The sequence below is a fragment of the Nocardia aobensis NBRC 100429 genome (genome assembly GCF_000308375.1).
In the GTDB taxonomy this organism is placed as follows: Bacteria; Actinomycetota; Actinomycetes; order Mycobacteriales; family Mycobacteriaceae; genus Nocardia; species Nocardia aobensis.
In genome coordinates this window covers 38,580-53,321 of the sequence record NZ_BAFQ01000005.1, presented here as the reverse complement: position 1 = coordinate 53,321, position 14,742 = coordinate 38,580, and the positions used below count along the sequence as shown (strand labels likewise).

General features: G+C 67.9%; 17 protein-coding genes. 11 read left to right on the top strand and 6 right to left on the bottom strand.

All coding sequences use genetic code 11. From position 1 onward, the window contains the following. From RJ03_RS00395 to RJ03_RS00385, 3 genes are all read left to right on the top strand, one after another. Window positions 1-935 (top strand): LCP family protein (locus RJ03_RS00395; protein ID WP_036496983.1); only part of this gene is annotated, 935 nt, incomplete at its 5' end. A gap of 9 nt (window positions 936-944) precedes the next feature. After that, the gene (locus RJ03_RS00390) at window positions 945-1,484 is read left to right on the top strand and encodes a ferritin (protein WP_036496968.1); all 540 of its coding nucleotides are present in this window, start codon (window positions 945-947) and stop codon (window positions 1,482-1,484) included. A 152-nt stretch (window positions 1,485-1,636) separates the two neighbouring features. Continuing rightward, the gene (locus RJ03_RS00385) at window positions 1,637-2,185 is read left to right on the top strand and encodes a ferritin (protein WP_036496967.1); all 549 of its coding nucleotides are present in this window, start codon (window positions 1,637-1,639) and stop codon (window positions 2,183-2,185) included. Window positions 2,186-2,278: 93 nt separating this feature from the next. Here the strand turns inward: RJ03_RS00385 and RJ03_RS00380 are convergent, their stop codons facing one another. The 4 genes from RJ03_RS00380 to RJ03_RS35710 form a co-directional block, all read right to left on the bottom strand. Beyond that, window positions 2,279-3,205 (bottom strand): DUF5926 family protein, encoded by a 927-nt coding sequence (locus tag RJ03_RS00380; RefSeq protein ID WP_036496966.1) that lies wholly within the window; start codon window positions 3,203-3,205, stop codon window positions 2,279-2,281. A 124-nt stretch (window positions 3,206-3,329) separates the two neighbouring features. Then, window positions 3,330-4,097 (bottom strand): glycerophosphodiester phosphodiesterase, encoded by a 768-nt coding sequence (locus tag RJ03_RS00375; RefSeq protein WP_036496965.1) that lies wholly within the window; start codon window positions 4,095-4,097, stop codon window positions 3,330-3,332. Continuing rightward, entirely contained in the window at window positions 4,094-5,191 is a 1,098-nt protein-coding gene (locus RJ03_RS00370; protein WP_245552137.1) for a DUF4328 domain-containing protein, read from the bottom strand. Before RJ03_RS00370 ends, RJ03_RS00375 begins: the two co-directional genes overlap by 4 nt. Window positions 5,192-5,263: 72 nt before the next feature. Beyond that, window positions 5,264-5,647 (bottom strand): rhodanese-like domain-containing protein, encoded by a 384-nt coding sequence (locus tag RJ03_RS35710; RefSeq protein WP_036496981.1) that lies wholly within the window; start codon window positions 5,645-5,647, stop codon window positions 5,264-5,266. A 450-nt stretch (window positions 5,648-6,097) separates the two neighbouring features. On the opposite strand from RJ03_RS35710, the gene RJ03_RS00360 reads away from it, so the two are divergent. From RJ03_RS00360 to RJ03_RS00345, 4 genes are all read left to right on the top strand, one after another. Further along, window positions 6,098-6,706, top strand: coding sequence for a hypothetical protein (locus RJ03_RS00360; RefSeq protein ID WP_036496964.1), 609 nt, complete (start codon window positions 6,098-6,100; stop codon window positions 6,704-6,706). A 258-nt stretch (window positions 6,707-6,964) separates the two neighbouring features. Then, window positions 6,965-7,588: a superoxide dismutase gene (locus RJ03_RS00355; RefSeq protein ID WP_036496963.1), complete on the top strand. Its 624-nt coding sequence runs from the start codon at window positions 6,965-6,967 to the stop codon at window positions 7,586-7,588. A 203-nt stretch (window positions 7,589-7,791) separates the two neighbouring features. Beyond that, window positions 7,792-8,319, top strand: coding sequence for a hypothetical protein (locus RJ03_RS00350; protein WP_036496962.1), 528 nt, complete (start codon window positions 7,792-7,794; stop codon window positions 8,317-8,319). 356 nt (window positions 8,320-8,675) lie between these two features. Next, a complete protein-coding gene (locus RJ03_RS00345) occupies window positions 8,676-9,395 on the top strand; it encodes a TMEM165/GDT1 family protein (protein WP_245552135.1) in 720 nt (239 codons plus the stop codon). A gap of 23 nt (window positions 9,396-9,418) precedes the next feature. Here RJ03_RS00345 and RJ03_RS00340 read toward each other — a convergent pair whose 3' ends face one another. Continuing rightward, the gene (locus tag RJ03_RS00340; RefSeq protein ID WP_036496961.1) at window positions 9,419-10,408 is read right to left on the bottom strand and encodes a helix-turn-helix transcriptional regulator; all 990 of its coding nucleotides are present in this window, start codon (window positions 10,406-10,408) and stop codon (window positions 9,419-9,421) included. 61 nt (window positions 10,409-10,469) lie between these two features. Here RJ03_RS00340 and RJ03_RS00335 point away from each other — a divergent pair, with 61 nt between their 5' ends. Both RJ03_RS00335 and RJ03_RS00330 read left to right on the top strand, forming a co-directional pair. Next, a complete protein-coding gene (locus RJ03_RS00335; protein WP_036496960.1) occupies window positions 10,470-11,039 on the top strand; it encodes a DinB family protein in 570 nt (189 codons plus the stop codon). Continuing rightward, window positions 11,039-11,476 (top strand): VOC family protein, encoded by a 438-nt coding sequence (locus tag RJ03_RS00330; protein WP_036496959.1) that lies wholly within the window; start codon window positions 11,039-11,041, stop codon window positions 11,474-11,476. Before RJ03_RS00335 ends, RJ03_RS00330 begins: the two co-directional genes overlap by 1 nt. 18 nt (window positions 11,477-11,494) lie before the next feature. Here the strand turns inward: RJ03_RS00330 and RJ03_RS00325 are convergent, their stop codons facing one another. Beyond that, on the bottom strand, window positions 11,495-12,187 hold the full coding sequence (locus tag RJ03_RS00325; RefSeq protein ID WP_051024072.1) for a TetR/AcrR family transcriptional regulator: 693 nt from the start codon (window positions 12,185-12,187) through the stop codon (window positions 11,495-11,497). A 186-nt stretch (window positions 12,188-12,373) separates the two neighbouring features. Between RJ03_RS00325 and RJ03_RS00320 the strand changes: the two genes are divergently transcribed. Further along, on the top strand, window positions 12,374-13,141 hold the full coding sequence (locus RJ03_RS00320; RefSeq protein ID WP_036496958.1) for an SDR family NAD(P)-dependent oxidoreductase: 768 nt from the start codon (window positions 12,374-12,376) through the stop codon (window positions 13,139-13,141). Between the two features lie 263 nt (window positions 13,142-13,404). Further along, on the top strand, window positions 13,405-14,682 hold the full coding sequence (locus RJ03_RS00315) for a lipase family protein (protein WP_083870496.1): 1,278 nt from the start codon (window positions 13,405-13,407) through the stop codon (window positions 14,680-14,682). Window positions 14,683-14,742: the final 60 nt, after the last annotated feature.

The following is a 14,742-nucleotide window of genomic DNA, read 5'->3' as shown; positions in this document are numbered from 1 at the left end:
GCAGGTGGTTGCTGATTCTGCTGCTCATCGTCATCCTGCTGCCGGTCGCCGGGCTGATCTATCTGGATCGCTCACTTCACCGCGTCGACGCGCTGGCCGCCTATCCGGACCGCGTCGCGCAGACAGCCGGTACCAATTGGCTGCTCACCGGATCCGATACCCGCGTCGGTCTGACGCCGGAACAGGAGAAGGAACTGTCGACCGGCGACAGCGCCGACGCGGGTGGTGAGCGCAGCGACACCATCATGCTCGTGCACATCCCGAAATCGGGTGCGCCCACCGTGGTGAGCCTGCCGCGCGATTCGTATGTGAGCATTCCGGGTGTCGGCAAGGACAAGCTCAACGCGGCGTTTTCCGCCGGTGGCCCGAAATTGCTGGTGCAGACGGTCGAGAACGCGACCGGCCTGCGCATCGACCATTTCGCCGAAATCGGCTTCGGCGGTTTCGCCGGCATGGTCGATTCACTCGGCGGTATCGATATGTGCCTGCCCGATGCGATCGACGATCCGAAGGCCGGTATCGACCTTCCGGCCGGATGTCAGCATCTGTCCGGCTCTCAGGCGCTCGGGTTCGTGCGGACCCGCGCCACCCCGCGAGCGGACCTGGACCGCATGAACAATCAGCGGCTGTTCCTGTCCGCGCTGCTGGAGAAGGCGACCAGCGCGGGTACGCTCGCCAACCCGTTGAAGGTGTGGCCGCTGGCCCGCGATGTGGCCTCCTCGATGCAGGTCGACAACGGCGATCACATCTGGGATCTCGGCCGGTTGGGCTGGGCGCTACACGGTAAGACGATCGCCACCACCGTGCCGATCGGCGGCTTCGTCGACGAATCGGGTTCCGGCAACGTGCTGCTGTGGGACAAGGATCGGGCGAGCCGCTTCTTCGATGCGCTGGCACACGACCAGGCGGTCCCGGACGATCTGCTCACCCGGTAGCGTCGGGGTATGTCCGGCACCGGCCCCTTCCCCGACCTGTTGCGCGCGCAGATTCGACGCGAATTCACCGCCTCACAGCAATATCTCGCCGCGGCCGTCCATTTCGACGCGCAGCGGCTGCCGCAGCTGGCACGTATCTGCTATCTGGGCGCGGAGGACAAACGCGCCCATGCCCTGCGGATGGTGCGATATCTGCTCGACCGGGATGTCGCCGTCGCGGTCACCGGTACCGACGAGGTGCGCTCGGATTTCGAATCACCCTCGGCCACCGTGGAATTCCTGCTGACTCGCGAACGGGAACTGACCGATCACATCACCACGCTGACCCGCACCGCCCGCGACGCGGGAGATTATCTCGGCGAGCAGTTCGTTCGCTGGTTCCTCGAGGATCAACTCGCGGAGGTCGCGCGGCTCACCACCCTGGCGGCGGTGTGCGAGCGAGCGGCGGGCAATCTGTTCGACATCGAGGAGTTCGTGGCGCGCGAGATCCCGGCCACACGCACGCCCGACGCCTCCGCTCCGAAACCGGCGGGAATCGCGCGGCGATGAAAATGCGAGGGCGCCCGAAATCGCAGGCAGCCGGCGAATTCCGAATTGCGGCCGCGCCGCTCGGGTGAGGCGCCGGTAACTAAGGCAATACTTGCCTCATTAAGGGTGTACTTGGATGACAGCCGAACTTGACCAGCACTAATGTCGGATTCATGTCCAGCCACGCCGATTCCTCGCACAGCAAATTTCACGCCCTGCTCCACGATCAGATCCGGCATGAATTCAATGCCGAGCACCAGTACATCGCGATCGCGGTGTGGTTCGACAATGCCGATCTGCCGGTTCTGGCGAAGCACTTCTATGCCCAGGCCATCGAGGAACGCAATCACGCGATGATGATCGTGCGGTATTTCCTCGATCGGGACATGAGCGTCGAACTCTCCGGGGTCGACGCCGCGCGGTCGCAATTCGAGAATGCGCGCGAGCCGATCCAATTGGCGCTCCAGCAGGAGAAGACCGTCACCGAGCAGATCGTCCAATTGGCCAGCACCGCCCGCGAGGAGGGCGATTACCTGGGCGAGCAGTTCATGCAGTGGTTCCTGAAGGAGCAGGTCGAGGAGGTGGCGCGGATGACCACGCTGCTCACCGTCGCCGACCGGGCCGGATCCAACCTGTTCGATCTCGAGTATTTCGTCTCGCGCGAGATGAGCGGTCCGAGCGATACTTCCGGGGCGCCGGCGGCGGCCGGCGGAAATATCTGACGCGAGAGACATCGACGAACTCGGCCTGCCGTCCGGCGGGCCGAGTTCGTCGTATGGTGCCGGTGCGGAACGCTTGTCCCGCAGTGGGTTTCGCTAGCGCAGCGTGACCTGGCGCGAGCGCAGTCCGTCGCGGGAGCGCCGCTCCTCCGAGCTCAGCGGCGCGTCGGAGGCCAGCGCCTCGGCCAAGCGGGCACCGAATTCGTGTGCGGGAGTGACCCATTCGTTCGGGTGCCGTTCGCGATCCAGATCGAAGACCGGCACCAGCAGGCCGTGCGTGCGGAACGAACCCGCGAATCGGGAGCCGTCGCCCAGGTGCAGTCCACCCGCGGCGTGGACGCGTGCGAGGGCCAGCATCAAGGCATCTTCGTCCTCGGGCCGGACCCAGCGCAGATGCGCCTTCTCGCCGGCGTCGACCCACCAGGCCGCGCCCACGGATTCGGCGCCGAGGGCCAGCCGATCCGACGGCATGATCGCCTGATCGGCCTGGTCGATGGTCGCGGCGACCTGCGGATCCGGCGTGACGCCCTCCGGCACCCACCACTGGAAGTTCTGGTGGACGGTCAGATCCAGATTCGCCTTGGGATCGATGACCTCGGACAGCGGAGGCACCGCGTCCTGGGCGGCTTCGCTTGCCGCGGTGAGCGATTCGCCGGGTTCGGCGGCCTGCGTCCACAGAATCGCGGCGGCCAGATCGGCGGCCGGATCGTCCGACTGGACCTGCACCTGCGCACCGACGAATCCGGTCGGCTCGTCACCCGCGCGAACCAGGGCGGCGACCGCGCCGGGCAGCACGGTGGCCAGCGTCACCGGGCGCTCGGCGGAGACGCCCGCGGCCAGTTCCAGGGTCGCGGTCGCCGACGGGACGAACTCGCGGAGTGCGACCAGGTCGCATTCGGCGGCCAGCCCGGCGAAGGGGCGCGTCACGGCCGAAGCGGCCTGCTGTTGCGCCGCACGACGTTCGGCGAGGCGCTGGGCCCGGTTGCTGTCGGGCTTGGGACTGTTGCGCTTGCTCTTACCCACGAACGCAGAACCTACAGGTTCCCGCGGCCACCGCCGCGCAGGGGCGCACCGAATTGCCGCGCAGGCGTGGACAGAATTCGCCGCGGAGGGCGAACCGATTCCCCCGCCGGGCTGTCCCGTTCGATCAGATACCGTCCAGCACGTTCTTGGTCCGGCCGGGATGGTTGGTAGCGACCCAGCTGACGCCCAGCTCCGCGCACAGTTCGACGTCCTGGGGATCGTCGACGGTCCAGCAGTAGGTGGCGCGTCCGGCGGCGGCGGCCTTGTCGACCAGTTCGGGATGTTCGCGCAGGGTTTTCACCGACGGGCCGACCGCGGTGGCACCGACCGTCGTCGCGGCGCTTCCGCCCAGATACCGCGAGGATTCGCCGAGCAGGACGGTCGGCAACAGCGGCGCGGCCCGGCGGATGCGCCACACCGCGGTGGCGGCGAACGACATCACGACCGCGCGGGAATGGTCGGCCGAGGCCGGTGTGGCGATGCCGAAGCGCTGCAGTTCGGCCAGCACCTTGTTCTCCACCAGCGCGCCGTAGCGGACCGGATGCTTGGTCTCGATGAACAGTTTGGTCGGCCGGCTGCGCCAGTCCAGTACCAGCGTGATCAGCTCACTCAGCGTCAGCACCGGTGCGGGGCTGCCGTTGCCGCCGAAGTCGAGATCCCGCAGCTCGTCGAGGGTCATCTCGCTGACCAGGCCGGTGCCGGACGAGGTGCGGTCCACCGTGCGGTCGTGCACACAGACCAGGTGACCGTCACGAGTCAGCCGGACATCGCATTCGACACCGTCCGCGCCCTCCTCCAATGCCAGCTCGTAGGCGGCGAGGGTGTGTTCGGGACGGGTACCCGACGCACCCCGGTGCGCGACCACGAACGGTGCGCGATTGCCCTGGCTCACTTGGCCATGACCTCCTCCTGTTCGACGCGCTCCGCCTCGGTGTTCTCGGCGCCGGTGTTCCCGGCTTCGGTGTGCTGTGTTTCGGCGTTCCCGGCGGCCGCCCGGTCCGCTGTTTCCACCGCGGTGACCGGATGGACGGGCTCGATCACCGGTACCGCCGGACCGGCCGCGGGCAACCAGCGCTTGGCCGTCCGGATCCGGCCGCGCAGATCACGACCCTCGCACATCCGCAGCACCCACAGCGACAGCACCGCCGCCGCGACCGCGACCAGATCGGTGTAGACCGTGAAGATCACACCGTCGGCTTGGCCCTGCAGCGTATCGGCCGTACGCCAGAACAGCGACGCAATGACCATCACACCGTTGAGAACCCAGACACCCCACCAGATCCGCACCGCGCGCAGCGTGCGTGGGTCACCGCCGAGCTGGCGAGCCAGTTCGGTGAGGAAAACACCCGGCCAGACCAGATTGACCACCGGGATGAGCCCGCCGCACAGCAGCGCCCGCAGGGACCGGGGATCGCGGCGGCCGTTTCCGGCGTAGGCGCTGCGGCGAGCACGGACCAGCCAGCCGAGCAGGCCGATCGCGGTGATCAACGCGCAGATCAGCGCGGCGACCGAGGTCGCGTAGACGGTGAGGTCGGAGAAGAACAACAGCAGCGGCTGGATCAGCCTGGTGCGGTTGCGCAGCAGAATCAGATAGCGGCCGAATTCGGCGACCGCCGACAGTCCGAACAGGATGACGGTGGCCAGCAGCAGACCGGCGACCCGTTCGGTCAGCCAGTGCAGGACGGCCTGGATCCGATTCTGCGGCGCGGCGGCGAGGTGCGGCGGCCGGTCCTGCAGTCCCCAGCGCGGAATCTCGGTGTAGCGCGGGGTGGCCGGATCGATCGCGGGCGCCGGACGCGGGCGTTCGACCCGCGGGCCGCGCCCCGGCGGGCGGGCCACCCAGCGGTAGTTGCGCCGTTCCGGCGGGGCATCGACGGGCGCCGGTGACAGCAGCACACCGCGGCAGCGCGGGCACCAGTGCATCGGGGTGCCGTGCACCGCCCAGCGGGCGCCGCACCGGGCGCAGGGTTGCACGACCGTACTCACCGGGCTGCTCCCCCTTCCATCCTGTCGACCTTCATCATCGGGTGTGCGGTTGCGCTCGTATTCGACGGCTCGTCAGTAGATTTTCGCCTCGATGTCGCCCGCGCCGGTCAGCGGGCGTCCGGCCTGCTGCCAGGCGACCATGCCGCCGACGACCTGGTAGACCTCGAATCCCACGTACGCGAGATATTTGGCGACCTCGATCGAGCGTCCGCCCTGGCGGCAGACGACGTAGATGTCGGCGTCGTAGTCCAGCTCGTCCAGACGTGCGGGCACGTCGATCATCGGGATGTGCAGCGCGGCCGGCGCGTGGCCGAGCTGCCATTCGTCGTCCTCGCGGACATCGAGCAGGATCGCGGACGGGGCGCCGGCTCCGGATCCGGCACCCGCCGACGGTGCGGCGTCGAATTCGGCAGGCAGATCCTGGACCGGCACCGAGGGGATTTCGGAGCTCGTCACAATGGACGATCCTGCCACGTCCCCCGGATCGGCGGGGAGACCCGGCAGTCGATCGCCCGGGTGAACTCCAGGTTTGTTCCGGCCGTCCATACCGTGCCGCACACCCCGGGCACACCGACCTGTGTATATCTCAACCCCAGTTATCCACATAATCCACAACCTCATCCACAGGTTGCGACTTGCGAGACCGGTCGGTTCGCATCAACCGATTCGGGAAAACGGAACGGGGGCCGCTCCGGGACTCCCCTCCTCGGTCCCGGAGCGGCCCCCGCCGCCGCCTGCGGGTCTCCTGCGCTGGTCAACGGCGGATCACCGGCCGCTACGAGAGCCCGACACATACTTGGACGGGGCGGCTGACCGATCGGTTCCCTCTCTTCGGCAAAAAAACGACAACACTAGCGAGAAACCCAAATACCGGGCTCTACGGCGGGGAATCGGTAGCCTGACGCTATGGACGCGAGCAGGGCGTTACTCGACGGATTGGATACGACCGGGCTCAACACCGCACTCGCCGAGGCGACCTGTCTCGGACTCGTGGTCGACGCCGCGGACGGACGACTTCGAATCGAACTGGAGGTACTCACCCTCCCCGGTGACGGGCAGCCCGCCGACGGCCGGGTGTCGCTCACACTGTCCGGGGTCAGCCGGGTCGCGGCATCCCTGCGCCGGCAGCGCTGGGACGATCTGGCACCGCGCATCTTCCCGCTCACCCTCGACACCCTCGGGGACGCCATCGCCGGATTCGGCGGCGGCGCCCTGCACGGCTGGGATTTCATCGACGTCGACGACAGTGGCTGGGCGCTGTGGCGCGAGCTGCTGAGTTTCGACACCACGATCAGCGCTCGGACCCCGGCCCACGTCCTCGAGTTCTCCCAGCAGGAGGGCACCGATCCGCGCGAGCTGGATGTGCGGGTCTGGTTCGAGGACGTCACCATCGAGACCGCCGACGGAACTCTGGTCGGCCTCGACGAATTCGCGGCCGGCGCGCGGCGCTGGTGGAAGGCACACGACTCGTGCGATCCGCGCACGATGCTGCCCGACGTCGCACCGCCGATGTAGCCGCCGGCCCACCGCCGGCGTGGCGGAACTCCGTACCGCGATCCGGGCGAAATCGCGCCGACATGCGTTCAGCGTGAATAAATCTCCGAGCCGGGGCATACCACGGGCGTGCGCCCTCGATCCTGGCCGAGCCGTCGATTTCGGGCCGTGGGAATCTAGGGTGGACCGGACCCGGTTGCATCGAGCGGGTGTACGAATGAAGGTTGGTGTGCTCGACATGACCGGGTACACGCGCCGACATCATGAGGAAGGGACATCGTGGCTGAGTACACGCTGCCAGATCTGGATTACGACTACGGCGCCTTGGAGCCTCACATCTCCGGGCAGATCAACGAGATTCACCACTCGAAGCATCACGCCGCATACGTCGCCGGCGTCAACACCGCGCTCGAGAAGCTGGAAGCCGCGCGCGAGGCCGACGACCACGGTGCGATCTTCCTGCACGAGAAGAACCTGGCCTTCCACCTCGGTGGTCACGTGAACCACTCCATCTGGTGGAAGAACCTGTCCCCCAACGGCGGCGACAAGCCGGTCGGGGACCTGGCCGCCGCGATCGACGACCAGTTCGGATCGTTCGACAAGTTCCGCGCGCAGTTCACCGCTGCCGCCAACGGCCTGCAGGGCTCGGGCTGGGCGGTGCTGGGTTACGACACCCTCGGTCAGAAGCTGCTGACCTTCCAGCTGTACGACCAGCAGGCCAACGTGCCGCTCGGCATCATCCCGCTGCTGCAGGTCGACATGTGGGAGCACGCCTTCTACCTGCAGTACAAGAACGTCAAGGCCGATTACGTGAAGGCGTTCTGGAATGTCGTCAACTGGGCCGACGTGCAGGAGCGCTTCGCCAAGGCCGTCGCTCAGGGCAAGGGCCTGATCTTCGGCTGATATGCCTCTCCGCGACTTCAGGCCATACCCGCCGGGTATGGCCTGAGTTGCGTTTCGGCCGTGTTACCTGCGATTTAGCACTCTCTGGTACTTGTGTGCCAGACATTGTTCGAGTCATTCTCGGGTACTCCTATCGCACGATAGGTCGAGGACGGGCTCGCTCATCGCGGAGCCGCCCCCGTTGACAGTTCGGGAGGCATCCGATGCGTACGAACAATCCGGTCGGGATCACGCCGTTCCAGGCGCGCGGCATACTGCGTGGCTTCGTGATCTCCGGGCGCTGGCCCGATACGACCAAGGAATGGGCGCAACTGCTGGCGCTCGCGGTGCGGGTGGCGAGTCTGCCCGGCCTGCTGACCACCACGACGGTCTTCGGAGCGCGCGAAGAACTGCCCGACGATCCGCATCCGGACACCGTCGGACTGGTGGTGGCCGAGGGGCCGGTATTGGGCGAGGAAGCGATCGAACCGGGACGCTTCGCCGATCATGTGCCACCCGCGTTGATGATGTTGCATCCCCCCTCGGAGACCAATCCGTCGCTGCCCGAATGTGTCGGTGCCGCGTCGGGATGTGTTCTGCTGCCGGGCATTCCGCATCTGGGGCTCGCGCACCGGGCGGCGTGGGTGGAGGCCGAACTCGACGGCACGGTCACCTCGATGGTCAGCCGCGTGGGCGTGGACCCGATCTCGGATCCGGATACCGCGGTGCTGGCCATGCTGCTCGCCGCCTGAGGCCGACGGGCACCCCACCACCCGCGGCACGGACGTCCGAACCCGGTGCGGAGCCCCGGCGAAACACCTTCGACGGGTACCCGAAACTTTTCGGCCGCATCGCCAAACTTATTGTGCGCATTGCGATTTCGGCAACAGGGACTTGGCGGCAGCGCGCAGGTAAGGGTAGGCTGAAAGGCAGCGAAGGGGAGTAGCCCGCAATCGCATGGTCGACATACTGATCCGCTGGACGGATCCGGCCATCCGAACCGGATTTCCGGTGGGCGAGACCTTCGGCCGACGACAGACCGTTCATACGGGCGTGGTCGGCTGAGGGCGCCCCGTCTTCGGCCGATACGCCGGAGACCTGGGAGCCGATGATGATCGCCGCGATACTACTGAGCTTCGGCGTGCTCTTCGTCGCCGAACTCGGCGACAAATCGCAGCTGATGGCCCTGACCTTCGCGTTGCGTTACCGCTGGTGGATCGTGCTGGGCGGTATCACCGTCGCGAGCGTGCTGGTGAATGTGATCGCCGTCGGCGTCGGACATTTTCTCGGAGCGGCCCTGCCCACCGACTTCATCGCACTCTGCACCGGCCTCATCCTGCTGGCGGTCGGCGTGTGGACGCTGTGGGCGGCCCGGCACGAGGAACCCGATCCCGACGAACCCGAGACCGCCGGTCCCGCCTCCCCCGGCCGTGCCTTCCTCATCGTGATCTCGTCGTTCCTGCTCGCCGAACTCGGCGACCGCACCATGTTCGCGACCATCGCCCTGGCCTCGAATCACAGCTGGGTGGCCGTCTGGGTGGGTTCGGTCGCGGGCATGGTCGCCGCCGGCGGTCTCGCCATCGCCATCGGCATCACCGTCGGCAAGCACATTCCGGGCCGGGCGGTCGCCGTCGCGTCCGGCCTGCTGTTCCTGTACATCGGTGCCGCCACCCTGCTCGGCGCGATAGCGCCGGACCTGGGCAAACTCGGCGAGTATTCGATCGCGGCGGTGGTACCGCTGGTCGGCGGCGCGCTGTGGGGACTGCTCGGGCGGTCGAAGCGGACCGACGAGGAGCCGGCCGAACCGCATTCACTGCACGGACGCTGAGGGACCCGCCCACGGCGGTCGGCTCAGCTCGGTTCGGCTGGTCCCGGTTCGGCTGGTCCCGGTTCGGCCAGGGCCGACAGATCGCGCGCCAGGTGAGCGGCGGCTTCGCGGAGTTCCGGAGGCTCCAGCACGTCGACCTCGAAGCCGAGGCGGACGACGCGAACCGCGAGCCAGTCGAGGTCGTCGCCGGCCACCACCAGTACCGACCAGCCGTCGCGATCGTCTTCGACGCGGCCGACCTGGGGCGGAATCAGATCACGTACCCGGGCGGAATCGGCGTGGACGCGGATCCGGGCGAGATGGCGGTAGGGCGCCTCGGCCACCGATCGCTGGACGTAGCCGACCGGATCCGGATGGTCCCGCGGCCGGAAACGCCAGGTCGTGGCGCGCACCTCCCGCATGCGGTCGAGGCGGAAGGTGCGCCAGTCGTCGCGATCGATATCGCGTGCCATCAGATACCAGCGCCGGCCGGTGGTGACCATGCGGACCGGTTCGACGGTCCGTTCACCGGCAGTCCCGTTACGGCCCGAGTACTGGAAGCGGACCCGGACGGCGTCGCGGCAGGCCCGGGCGAGGGTCATCAGCAGTTCCGCATCGATCTCGATACCCGGACCGACCATGGTCTCCGTGGCGTCGTGTACCGCGCGCACCTCGGCACGCAATCGGGGCGGCATCACCTGATCGAGCTTCGTCAGCGCCCGCAGCGCCGCCTCGCCCGCGCCGGCGACGGTTCCTCCGGTGGCCAGGCGCAGCGACACCGCCGTGGCGATGGCCTCCTCGTCGTCGAGCAACAGCGGCGGCAGCCGCGTCCCCGCACCGAGCCGGTATCCACCGCCGACGCCGGCCGTGGCCTGTACCGGATAACCGATCGCGCGCAGTCGTTCCACGTCGCGGCGCACCGAACGGTCGGTGACGCCCAGCTCGTCGGCCAGTTCCGTAGCGGTCCACGACGGCCGGCGTTGCAGCAGGGCCAGCAGCCGCAACACCCGTTCGGTGGTCGCCTCGACGGTCATTCGCTCATCGTGGCACAGATCGCGGAAGGTAGCTGTCCGCTATTGGCGCGAAGCTGTGCCCATGACCGACTGGAACACTCTGCTGCGCGAGCAGATCGACTGGCACTGGACTCAGCAGCTCCGCCCCCGGCTCGACGGACTCACCGACGACGAGTACTTCTGGGAGCCCGTGCCCGGCTGCTGGAATCTGCACCCGCGCGCCACCGGCAGCGCACCGATCCAGGGTGGTTCGGGCGCGATGACCATCGACTTCGCCTTCCCGCCGCCGGAGCCGGCGCCGTTCACGACGATCGCCTGGCGGCTGGGCCATGTGATCGTCGGCGTCCTCGCCGTGCGTAACGCGGCGCATTTCGGGCGCGCGGCCACCGATTACCATTCGTTCGAATACGCCGAGACCGCGAAAGACGCACTGGCCCAGCTCGATTCGGAATATGCCACCTGGCTGGAGGGCATCGGATCGCTGGACGAGGACGGCCTGAACCGTGCGTGCGGTGCTGCCGAAGGACCCTATGCCGAATTCCCGTTCTCGGCGCTGATTTTGCACATCAACCGCGAACTGATCCACCATCTGGCGGAGGTGTGCCTGCTGCGCGACCTCTACCTGCACCACGACCGACAGGAGGCGAGCTGATGGCTCGCGATGTCCAGATCACCTTCGACTGCGGCGATCCCGCGGAATTGGCCGCGTTCTGGGCCGAGGCCCTCGGCTACCGGCTGCAGGATCCACCGCCCGGATTCCGGACCTGGGACGAGGCGCTGGCGGCCATGAACGTGCCGCCGGAACGGCGCAACGACGCCTCGGCGCTGATCGATCCGGAGGGCGCCGGCCCGCGGCTGTTCTTTCAGCGGGTGCCCGAAGGCAAGCAGGCCAAGAATCGAGTCCATCTGGATGTGCGGGCGGCCCCGGGCCTGACCGGCGACGACCGGATGGCCGCATTGGAGGCCGAGGCCGAGCGGCTGGTCTCCCGCGGTGCGACCAGGCTGCAGCGCCACGAACCCGCTCCCCCGCTCGGCAACGGTCACATCGTGATGGCCGATCCGGAGGGCAACGAGTTCTGCCTCGACTGAGCCGGCGTCCGGCGGTGGTCACCAGGGATCGAAATGCTCCCGCGGATCGGCGCGGCCGAGGGCGCCGGGGTCGGCGGGCGCGCCGCCGAACAAGTCGCCGCTGCGGTGAACCAGCTCGAGCATGGGCTCGCGCAATTCCCGCAGCCCGTCCAGATCATCGGCGGCGACGTGGGTGGTCACCATGGCGCTGAGGGCGGCGACCATGGTGCGGCACGCGAAGCGCTGCTGATCGGTGCGGGCGTCGAGAATGTCCGCGACGAGCGCGACGAACGATTCCTGCAGTTCCGCGCGCCGCGCGATCGCGGTGGGACCGGCTGCGTAGACCTCGACGAGGAACAGGCGCGCGTAGGCCGGTTCGGCGGCCAAGCCGTCGAGATAGGCGTCGAGGAGGGCGCCGATCGGCGGTTCGGCGGGGGCGTCGGGCCGCGGCCGCAGCGTGTCCTGGATGCGCGCGATCAGCTGTTCCACCGCCCGCTCGTAGGCCGCCTCGAAACAGTCCTCCTTGGAGCGGAACTGCTCGTAGAACGTCTCCCGCGACACTCCCGCACGCTTGATCACCGCCGCGACCGACGTGCCCACATATCCGTGGGCGGCCATCGCATCCGCCATCGCCGCGAGAATCCGGTCGCGCTGGTCTTGGACGACCGTTTCCCGCGGGATACCGTGGCGGCCCCGAGGTAGCCGGCGGTCCGCGGGGGCCGAGGCGGTCATGTGGCAACTCCATCGTTCGATCGCGTACCGGTTCACAAACGAAACTAGCTGGTTGTCTTCCATTCTGCGCGGCGCCGGCTTCCCACGCGGCGCACCCCCGGCTGTGACGGCACCCACGCCCGATATGGTGCTGTTGACGGAAGGCCAGTACCCATAGGGCCGTCACTAACGAGAGGACCAAACACCGTGGAGATTTCGGGCTCCGCCGCGATCATCACCGGAGCTGCGTCCGGTCTGGGCGCCGCGACCGCACAACGCTTCGCCGACCAGGGTGCGACCGTATTCGGTCTCGATCTGACTCAGTCGATCGAACGGGCCGGCGACAGCGTCCCCGCCGGTGTCACCCTGATTCCGACCGATGTGACCAGCAACGACGAGGTCGCCGCCGCGGTGGCGAAGGTCGTCGAATCCGGTGTGCCGCCGCGCATCGTGGTCAACTGCGCCGGTGTGGGCTGGGCGGGACGCATCCTGTCCAAGAACGGCCCGCACGATCTGGAGCTGTTCCGGACCGTGATCACCGTGAATCTGCTGGGCACCTTCAACGTGATGCGCCTGGCCGCCGACGCCATCTCCAAGACCGAGCCGGTGGACGAGTACGGCCAGCGCGGCGTCGTGATCAACACCGCGTCGGTGGCGGCGTTCGAGGGCCAGATCGGCCAGATCGCCTACTCCGCCTCCAAGGGCGGCGTGGCCGGCATGACCGTTCCGGCCGCGCGCGACCTGGCCCAGTTCGGCATCCGCGTCAACACCATCGCCCCCGGCATCATCGACACCCCGATGCTGGCCGGCGTCACCGAGGAGTACCGCAAGGGCCTGGAGGCCGGCGTGCCGTTCCCCTCGCGCCTGGGCCGCCCGGACGAGTACGCGCAGCTCGCGCAGTACATCACCGAGCACGACTACCTGAACGGCGAAACCTTCCGCATGGACGGTGCGCTGCGCATGGCGCCGCGCTGACGTCGAGCCGAGGCCGACACGGATTCCCGTGTCGGCCTTTTGCGTCGATCGCCCGCTTGTTGTGAACCATCACAATCTCGGCGGCGTAACTTCGGTGCGAGTGACCAGGTATTTCTCCCCAGGGGGAATTAAGGCTATGTTAAAGCCGATTCTACTGGGTAGTAAGTTCAAAAGGCCAGGTCGTGACGATGCAACTGGGTGACAGAGCACCACACTCGCGGGCGAGTGGATCGCCGAGACGGCGTGAGGGCGGTTTCCGCCGGATGGTCGCGCTCGGGGCTGCGGCATGTGTGGGCGCGGCGCTCGGTTGCGCGGCCGCCGGCACCTCCACCGCCACGCCGGTGAGCGAGTTCTACATTCCCCCGGCACAATTCGCGGCCACGCCGGGAGCGGTGATCAAGACCGAGGCGATGCCGGTTTTCGTGGCGCCGCCGGGATTCGGGCCGTGGCCCGCGAACGCGCAGAAGGTGATGTACACCTCGCAGACCCAGGACGGCGCTCCCACCGCGGTCAGCGGCACCTACCTCGACGCCACCGCCGCCTGGCAGGGCACCGGACCGCGGCCGACCGTCGTGATCGCGCCCGGTACCTCCGGACAGGGCGATCAGTGCGCGCCGTCGGAGGCCTTCGCCACCGGTCTCTACGCCCGGATCACCCCGCCGAGCATCTCCGCCAATCAGGAGGCGGTATCGGCGATGGTGTGGCATGCGCTGGGCGCCCGGGTTTTCGTCACCGACTACATCGGACTGGGCACGCCCGGTGTCCACACCTACGTCAACCGGGTGGAAGAGGCGCACGCCGTTCTCGACGCGGCGCGCGCCGCGAATGCGCTCTCGGGTACCGGAGCGCAGACGCCGCTCGCCTTCTGGGGTTACTCCCAGGGCGGCGGTGCGACCGCGTCCGCGGCGGAGTTGCAGCCGAGCTACGCACCGGAGCTGAACCTGAAAGGAGTGTGGGCCGGCGCGCCGACCGCCGATCTGAGCGCGGTTCTGCAGAAGATCGACGGAAACCTCATCGGTGGTGTGGTCGCCTACGCCCTCAACGGATTCCTGGAACGCTATCCGGATTTGAAGCCCGAGCTGGACAAGCACGTGACGCCGCAGGGTGAGAGCCTGCTCGCGGAACTGCGGGACAGCTGTGTGGGCGATGTAATCCTGAAGCATCCGCTCCTGCGCGGCAGTGACTTCACCCGGGACCATCGGCCGTTTATGGACAACCTGCGCGAAGTACCGGCGGCCATGGACATCCTGAACCGGCAGCGCATCGGCACCCTCAGCCCCACCGCACCGGTTCTGATCACCAGCGGGGTCAACGACGACACCGTGCCCTATCCGCAGGCGCGGCAGCTCGCCGACGACTGGTGCGGCAAGGGTGCCACCGTCACCTTCCGCAGTAACGGTCTCCCGCCGATCCTGCCCGGTATGGCGCTGCCGAACCACTTCGGTCCGGAGATCATCGACGGTTTCAGCCCGAGCGGTGTCATTCCCTATCTGATGGACCGGTTGAACGACAAGCCGGTCGCCGGTTGCACCGTCGACTGACGCGCCGCTGACGGCGGCCCGTTCCCAATCCGAGGCCCGCAAGGAAATTCCTTGCGGGCC

Excerpts from the sequence above, each read along its gene's own strand:
- RJ03_RS00390 (WP_036496968.1), top strand. The coding sequence starts at position 945 with ATGTCCGGCACCGGCCCCTTCCCCGACCTGTTGCGCGCGCAGATTCGA.
- RJ03_RS00385 (WP_036496967.1), top strand. The coding sequence starts at position 1,637 with ATGTCCAGCCACGCCGATTCCTCGCACAGCAAATTTCACGCCCTGCTC.
- RJ03_RS00360 (WP_036496964.1), top strand. The coding sequence starts at position 6,098 with ATGGACGCGAGCAGGGCGTTACTCGACGGATTGGATACGACCGGGCTC.
- RJ03_RS00350 (WP_036496962.1), top strand. The coding sequence starts at position 7,792 with ATGCGTACGAACAATCCGGTCGGGATCACGCCGTTCCAGGCGCGCGGC.
- RJ03_RS00345 (WP_245552135.1), top strand. The coding sequence starts at position 8,676 with ATGATGATCGCCGCGATACTACTGAGCTTCGGCGTGCTCTTCGTCGCC.
- RJ03_RS00340 (WP_036496961.1), bottom strand. The coding sequence starts at position 10,408 with ATGACCGTCGAGGCGACCACCGAACGGGTGTTGCGGCTGCTGGCCCTG.
- RJ03_RS00335 (WP_036496960.1), top strand. The coding sequence starts at position 10,470 with ATGACCGACTGGAACACTCTGCTGCGCGAGCAGATCGACTGGCACTGG.
- RJ03_RS00330 (WP_036496959.1), top strand. The coding sequence starts at position 11,039 with ATGGCTCGCGATGTCCAGATCACCTTCGACTGCGGCGATCCCGCGGAA.
- RJ03_RS00325 (WP_051024072.1), bottom strand. The coding sequence starts at position 12,187 with ATGACCGCCTCGGCCCCCGCGGACCGCCGGCTACCTCGGGGCCGCCAC.
- RJ03_RS00315 (WP_083870496.1), top strand. The coding sequence starts at position 13,405 with ATGGTCGCGCTCGGGGCTGCGGCATGTGTGGGCGCGGCGCTCGGTTGC.